Source organism: Allobosea sp., from assembly GCF_048595345.1.
Classification (GTDB): Bacteria; Pseudomonadota; Alphaproteobacteria; order Rhizobiales; family Beijerinckiaceae; genus Allobosea.
Map to the genome: position 1 here is coordinate 1 of NZ_JBMDWH010000156.1, position 6,885 is coordinate 6,885.

Here is a 6,885-nt window from a genome sequence, read left to right on the forward strand (position 1 = left end):
AGGAGACGGTTTGGAGAACCCGACCGCGACGATGAAGAAAGTCCACATCAAGTCCTTCGGCTGCCAGATGAACGTCTATGACGGGCAGCGCATGGCCGACATTCTGGGCGAGCAGGGCTTCGAGGAGACGGCGTCGCCGGAGGGGGCGGATCTCATCCTGCTCAACACCTGCCATATCCGCGACCGGGCGGTGCAGAAGGTCTACACCGAGCTCGGCAAGCTGCGCGATCTCAAGAACGCGCAGAAAGCGGAAGGCCAGGAGACCCGCATCGTCGTCGCCGGCTGCGTTGCGCAGGCGGAGGGCGCCGAGATCCAGCGTCGCCAGCCGGCGGTCGATCTCGTCGTCGGCCCGCAGGCCTATCACCGCCTGCCGGAACTGCTGGCGGAAGCGGCGGGCAAGCGCGTCGTCGATACCGACCTCCCGATCGAGGACAAATTCGGCTTCCTGCCCGCGCCCAGGCCTCAGGCGATCCGCGCCCGCGGCGTCTGCGCTTTCGTCACCGTTCAGGAAGGCTGCGACAAGTTCTGCGCCTTCTGCGTCGTGCCCTATACGCGCGGCGCGGAATTTTCGCGCCCGGTCGCGCAGGTCCTGGCCGAGGTCGAGCGCCTGGCGCAGGCCGGCGTGCGTGACGTCACCCTGATCGGCCAGAACGTCAACGCCTATCACGGCGAGGGTCCGGACGGCGCCGTCTGGGGTCTGGCGCGGCTGATGCGCCGCGTCGCCGAGGTGCCGGGCATCGCCCGCATCCGCTACACCACCAGCCATCCGCGCGACATGGACGACGATCTCATCGCGGCCCATCGCGATCTGCCGCAGGCCATGCCCTTCCTGCATCTGCCGGTACAGGCCGGCTCGGATCGCATCCTGGCGGCGATGAACCGCAAGCATACGGCGGACGAATATCGCCGCCTGATCGACCGCATCAGGGCCGCACGCCCCGACATCGCGCTCTCCTCCGATTTCATCGTCGGCTTCCCCGGCGAGACCGATGCCGAGTTCGAGGACACGATCCGACTTGTCGACGAGATCGGCTTCGCCTCCAGCTATTCCTTCAAATATTCGCCGCGCCCCGGCACCCCCGCTGCGGATCTGACGGAGCAGGTGCCGCGCGAGGTGATGGATGAGCGCCTCTACCGCCTGCAGGAGCGCATCGAGCACCATCGCCAGGCCTTCAACGCCGCGATGGTCGGCCGCGAGGTCGAGGTTCTGCTGGAGCGTGCCGGCCGTTATCCCGGCCAGCTTGCCGGAAAGTCACCTTACCTGCAGGCTGTTCAGATCGAGAGCGAGACGAATCGGATCGGTGAGATCGTGCGGGTGGTGATCGAGCGGACCAGCACCAATTCCCTGTTCGGCCGTCTGCTCGGCACCGCCGAGGCGCCGAGCAAGGAAATCGCCGCTTGAGTGCGCCTGTCCCCGGCCCCATCTGCAGATGGGCGCCGTGCTGTCATCAGGCTGAAACCGTTGCGTTCGGTTATGGTGCGAGACGACCCCTCCCGGCACTCCTGCCGGCGGGACGACATCTTCAGGGAGACGACGCATTTGGCACAGGCTGACGCGATGACCCCGAAACCGGACCGGAACCCGCGGCGCGAACCCGCGCGCGGAGAGAGCCTCGCCAGCGGCGGCTTGCCGGCCACAGAGCTGACGCTCACCTTCGAGGACAACCGTCTCGCCAGCCTCGTCTTCGGCCAATATGACCAGCATCTGGCCCATCTGGAGCGGCGGCTCGGCGTCGTCGTCAGTCCCAACGGCAATCACGCCACCGTCAAGGGACCGCGCGAGACCGCCGAGCAGGCCGGCCGCGTGCTGAAGACGCTCTATGCCCGTGCCAAGGCCGGTTCGGCCGTGACGCTGGGCGATGTCGACGGTGCGATCGAGGAGAGCAACGTTCAGCGCTCGCTCTTCCCCACCGCCGACGCCGGCCGCGCCTCCTTCGACGCCATCGTCACCCGCAAGCGCGGCCCCGTGCGCGCCCGCAACGCGGCGCAGGACGCTTATCTGCGCCAGCTCAAGCGCCATGAACTCACCCTCGCCGAAGGCCCGGCCGGCACCGGCAAGACCTGGCTCGCCGTCGGCCATGCCGTCTCGCTGATCGAGCAGGGCGTGGTCGAGCGCATGGTGCTGTCGCGCCCGGCGGTGGAGGCGGGCGAGCGTCTCGGCTTCCTGCCCGGCGACATGCGCGAGAAGGTCGATCCCTATCTGCGGCCGATCTACGACGCGCTGAACGACTTCATGGAGGCCCGCCATGTCGAGCGTGGCCTGCAGACGGGCATGATCGAGATCGCGCCCCTCGCCTTCATGCGCGGGCGCACCCTGTCCAACGCCGTGGTGCTGCTCGACGAGGCGCAGAACGCGACCTCGATGCAGATGAAGATGTTCCTGACCCGCCTCGGCGAGGGCTCGCGCATGATCATCACCGGCGATCCCTCCCAGATCGACTTGCCGCCGGGCCAGCGTTCCGGGCTGGTCGAGGCCGTGAAGCTGCTCAAGGACGTCGAAGGCATCGGCTATGCCCGCTTCGAGGAGGGCGATGTCGTGCGTCATGAACTGGTGCGACGCATCGTCATGGCCTATGAGACGCAGGCCCGTCGCGAGCGCGACGAGCGCGAGGAGGCCATGCGGCGTCCGGCCGCCGAGCCGCAGGGCGAAGGCGACAGCGAAGGGTTGAAGCGGATGCTGGCGCGGGAGCGGCCGCGATGAACGATCGACCTCGCGGGCGGCGCTCGGTGCCGCCCGCGAAGCCTTTGCCCGATGTCGCGCTCGATATCCGGGCCCAGTCGCGCCGCTGGCGCGAGCTGAGCGATCTCAAGGGCCTTCGGGCGCTGGTGAGCGAGGCGGTTCATGCCGGCCTTGCCGTTTCCGCGTGCCGGCCGCTCGCCGGCGCCGAACTCAGCGTTCTGCTGACCGACGATGCCCGCATCCGCCGAGTAAACCGGGAATGGCGCGGCTTCGACAAGGCGACGAACGTGCTCTCCTTTCCGGCGGCGCCGCCGGACCGCATCGCGGCCAGCCCCGTGCTCGGCGATATCGTGCTGGCCTTCGAGACGGTCGCGCGCGAGGCTGGCGACGAAGGCAAGGCCTTGCCCGACCATCTTCGCCATCTCGTCATCCACGGCCTGCTGCATCTGCTGGGTGAGGATCACGAGACCGAAGCCGAGGCGCGCCGGATGGAGGCACTCGAAATCGCGGCCCTGGCTTCCCTCGGCATCGCCGACCCCTATGCCGATGCGGATCTCGTGACCGCTGCGGCCCCTTCCCTGGCAGAACCCTGACGACGATGAGCGACGACAGTCGACAATCCCAGCACGACAATGGCAGCCGCGGCCTCGGCCACTGGCTCGGCCACTTCCTCGACCGGCTCGGGCTGCGCGGCGGCGGCACCGCCCGCGAGGACATCGTCGAGGCGCTGGCGGAAGCCAATGGCGAACTCGCCGATCTCTCGGCGCAGGAGCGCGCCATGCTCACCAATGTGCTCAGCCTGCGCGAGCGCCGCGTCGGCGACGTCATGGTGCCGCGCGCCGATATCGCCGCCGTCCCCTCGGATGTGACTCTCGACCAGCTGCTGGCGGAGTTCCGCAAGGCGGGCCATTCGCGCCTGCCGGTCTTCGACGATTCGCTCGATGAGCCGCGCGGCATGGTCCATATCCGCGACTTCCTCGAGTATATCGCCGGCAAATCCCTGCCGCCGGCCGCGCGCGCCTTGCCTCCGGAGGACGTCCCGGTCTCGACACCGCATAACCTCGCCGCGGTCGATCTCACCAAGCCGCTCTCGGCCACCAAGCTGCTGCGGCCGGTGCTCTATGTGCCTCCTTCCATGCCCGCGGTCGACCTGCTGGTGCGGATGCAGGCCACGCGCACCCATATCGCGCTCGTGATCGACGAATATGGTGGCACGGACGGTCTCGTCTCGATCGAGGACCTGATCGAGATCGTCGTCGGCGATATCGAGGACGAGCACGACATGGACGAGGCGACGATCGCGCCGGCCGGTGAAAACTGCTTCAGCGCCGATGCCCGTGCCACCCTCGACGAGCTGAAACAGGCGACCGGCGTCGATCTCTCCGGCAACGAGGTGGCGGACGACATCGACACGCTGGGCGGGCTGATCGTCACCCTGGCAGGGCGCGTGCCGACCCAGGGCGAGATCGTCGAGGGTCCGGAGGGCCTGTCCTTCGAGGTCGTCGAATCCGATCAGCGCCGCGTGCGGCGCCTGACGATCCGGCGCCGTGACGACAAGGCTCCCGAAGAAGCGGTGATGGAGCCCGGCTGATGCGTGCGGCCAGCCTCGCCGAAAGCGTCGTCCTCGCCTGGGGATGGCGCAAGCGGCTCATCGCCTTCGCGGCGGGCGCCTGCGGCGCGCTGGCCCTGGCGCCCCTCGACTGGTGGCCCGCTCTGTTCGTGCCGATGACCGTCGCGGTCTGGCTGCTCGACGGGGCTGTCGGCACCACGCGCGGCGGGCGCTTCCGCGCGGGCTTCGCCGCCGGCTGGTGGTGGGGCTTCGGCTTCTTCATCGCCGGGTTGTGGTGGCTGGGCGCGGCGTTTCTGGTCGAGGCCGATAAATTCGCCTGGGCGATGCCGTTCGGCGTCGTGGCGCTGCCGGCCTTCCTCGCCCTCTTCCCGGCGCTGGGCTTCGGCTGCGCGCGGCTGCTCTGGCCGGCCGGCGCGACCCGCATCCTCGTGCTCGCGGCGATGCTGGGCCTCAGCGAATGGCTGCGCGGCCATGTGCTCACGGGCTTTCCCTGGAACGTCTATGGCATGATGCTGACCGGGGAGGTGCATCTGGAGCAGATCGCTTCGGTGCTGGGCCTGTACGGCCTCACCCTGCTGGCGGTCGCGATCGGCGCGAGCCCCGCCGTGATCGGCACCGGCGAGAGCGCTGCGGCGCGCTGGACGGCGCCCGCGCTGGGGGCCGCAGCCCTTGCTGGGCTCTTCGCCTTCGGCTTCTGGCGCGTGCCGTCCGCGCCCTCCCCGCTGGTGGCCGGCGTCAAGCTGCGCCTGATGCAACCCAATCTGTCGCAGGACGACAAGTTCAGTGCCGCCAACGGCGCCGCGATCCTCGATCGCTATCTCGAACTGAGCGACCGCGCGACCAGCCCGCAGAACCCCGGCCTTGCGGGCGTCACCCATGTCATCTGGCCGGAATCGGCGTTTCCTTTCCTGCTTGGCCGCACGCCGGGTGCGCTGTCGCGGATCGCGGCGGCGCTGCCGCCGGACGTCACGTTGATCACCGGGGCGGCACGGGCGGGGGAGGCTTTGCCGGGCGAGGCCCGCCCTCCGATCTACAATTCGATTCAGGTGGTTAACGACGAGGGCGCGATCCTCTCCAGCTACGACAAGGTGCATCTCGTGCCCTTCGGCGAATATCTGCCGCCGATCCTGGGCACCGTGATCCGGGCGGTGGGGCTGTCGCAATTCGTCTCGGTGCCCGGCGGCTTTGCGGCCGGGACCCGTCACGCGGCCATGACGATCAAGGGCCTGCCCCCGGCCGCGCCGCTGATCTGCTACGAAGTCGTATTCCCGGGCGAAGTCCTGCCGCGCGGCGTGCGGCCTGGATTCTTCCTGAATCTGACCAATGACGGCTGGTTCGGCGTGACCAGCGGCCCTTATCAGCATTTCGCCCAGGCCCGCCTGCGCAGCGTCGAGGAGGGGCTTCCGCTCGTGCGCGTCGCCAATACTGGTATTTCCGCCGTAGTCGATGCATATGGCCGGGTGGTGTCCAGTCTGCCGCTGGGCAGCGAGGGCGTGCTGGACAGCGCGCTCCCGCGCAGTGGGCCGCAGACCGTCTACGGCAGGGTTGGAGATGCGCTGTTTTTCGGGCTCGCCCTGCTCTTCCTGCTGGCCGGAGTTTTCAGACGGCGATGACCGCCAGCGAGCGGACGCAGCGTCAGGGCGGTGGACGTCAAGCGTGACTTGTAATACATCACAGGTCCCGCGCCGACCAGGAAGGCGGCTCCTGGCCTGACGATAGCTAAGACCAGGTGAGCCAGTGACGTCTATCAAGAAAGTCCCCAATCCGATCGACCGGCATGTCGGCAGTCGCGTCCGTATGCGGCGCATGCTGGCCGGAATCAGCCAGGAAAAGCTCGGCGAATCGCTGGGACTGACCTTTCAGCAGGTGCAGAAATACGAGAAGGGTTCGAATCGCATCAGCGCCAGCCGCCTCCAGCAGATCGCCAAGATGCTCGACGTGCCCGTCTCCTTCTTCTTCGACGGGGCCCCGACCGGCGACATCACCTCCGCTGGTTTCGCCGATTCCGCTTCCACGACATATATCTCCGACTTCCTCGCCACGAGCGAGGGCGTGCAGCTGACCAAGGCCTTCACCCGCATCAAGAACGTGAAGATCCGCCGCCGGGTGATCGATCTGGTCGAGGCGATGGCGGACGAAGAAGCGGAAAAAGCCTGATTCCGGCGTCTTCGCGTTCGGGTTGTCGAACGATCTTACCGATAAACGGATTATAAGGCTTGACGGCGAACGCGGCGGGCGTCATTGACGAGCCGCGTTTTTTCCCGTCTGGCGCGCTCGCGCCGTTTTCGTCGAGGCTGATCGTGTCCCGCCAGAATTACCTTTTTACCAGCGAATCGGTGTCCGAAGGCCATCCCGACAAGGTCTGCGACCGCATCTCTGACGAGATCGTGGATCTGTTCTTCAAGGAGGCGATCAAGGCCGGCATGGACCCGGCGCAGGTCCGTGTCGCCTGCGAAACGCTGGCCACCACCAACCGCGTGGTCATCGCCGGCGAGGTTCGCACCTCGCTCGACGAGAAGGCGATGAAGAGCAAGGTCAAGTCGGCCGCCCGCAAGGCGATCCGCAACATCGGCTACGAGCAGGACGGCTTCCACTGGAAGAAGGCCAAGATCGACGTGCTGCTGCATCCGCAGTC

The 6,885-nt window shown here is 67.7% G+C and carries 7 protein-coding genes; all 7 read left to right on the forward strand.

Going from position 1 to position 6,885, the window contains the following annotated elements:
• Positions 1–31 precede the first annotated feature (31 nt).
• On the forward strand, positions 32–1,402 hold the full coding sequence (gene miaB / locus ACOJTB_RS14455; RefSeq protein ID WP_420103230.1) for a tRNA (N6-isopentenyl adenosine(37)-C2)-methylthiotransferase MiaB: 1,371 nt from the start codon (positions 32–34) through the stop codon (positions 1,400–1,402).
• A 156-nt stretch (positions 1,403–1,558) separates the two neighbouring features.
• Positions 1,559–2,701: a PhoH family protein gene (locus tag ACOJTB_RS14460; RefSeq protein ID WP_420103225.1), complete on the forward strand. Its 1,143-nt coding sequence runs from the start codon at positions 1,559–1,561 to the stop codon at positions 2,699–2,701.
• Positions 2,698–3,273 (forward strand): rRNA maturation RNase YbeY, encoded by a 576-nt coding sequence (gene ybeY / locus ACOJTB_RS14465; RefSeq protein WP_420103226.1) that lies wholly within the window; start codon positions 2,698–2,700, stop codon positions 3,271–3,273. Before ACOJTB_RS14460 ends, ybeY begins: the two co-directional genes overlap by 4 nt.
• A 5-nt stretch (positions 3,274–3,278) precedes the next feature.
• The gene (locus ACOJTB_RS14470) at positions 3,279–4,271 is read left to right on the forward strand and encodes a hemolysin family protein (protein WP_420103227.1); all 993 of its coding nucleotides are present in this window, start codon (positions 3,279–3,281) and stop codon (positions 4,269–4,271) included.
• On the forward strand, positions 4,271–5,863 hold the full coding sequence (gene lnt, locus ACOJTB_RS14475) for an apolipoprotein N-acyltransferase (RefSeq protein ID WP_420103228.1): 1,593 nt from the start codon (positions 4,271–4,273) through the stop codon (positions 5,861–5,863). The genes ACOJTB_RS14470 and lnt overlap by 1 nt, the downstream gene beginning before the upstream one ends.
• A 133-nt stretch (positions 5,864–5,996) precedes the next feature.
• The gene (locus tag ACOJTB_RS14480; protein ID WP_420103231.1) at positions 5,997–6,407 is read left to right on the forward strand and encodes a helix-turn-helix domain-containing protein; all 411 of its coding nucleotides are present in this window, start codon (positions 5,997–5,999) and stop codon (positions 6,405–6,407) included.
• A gap of 143 nt (positions 6,408–6,550) precedes the next feature.
• Positions 6,551–6,885 (forward strand): S-adenosylmethionine synthetase N-terminal domain-containing protein (locus tag ACOJTB_RS14485; protein WP_420103229.1); only part of this gene is annotated, 335 nt, incomplete at its 3' end.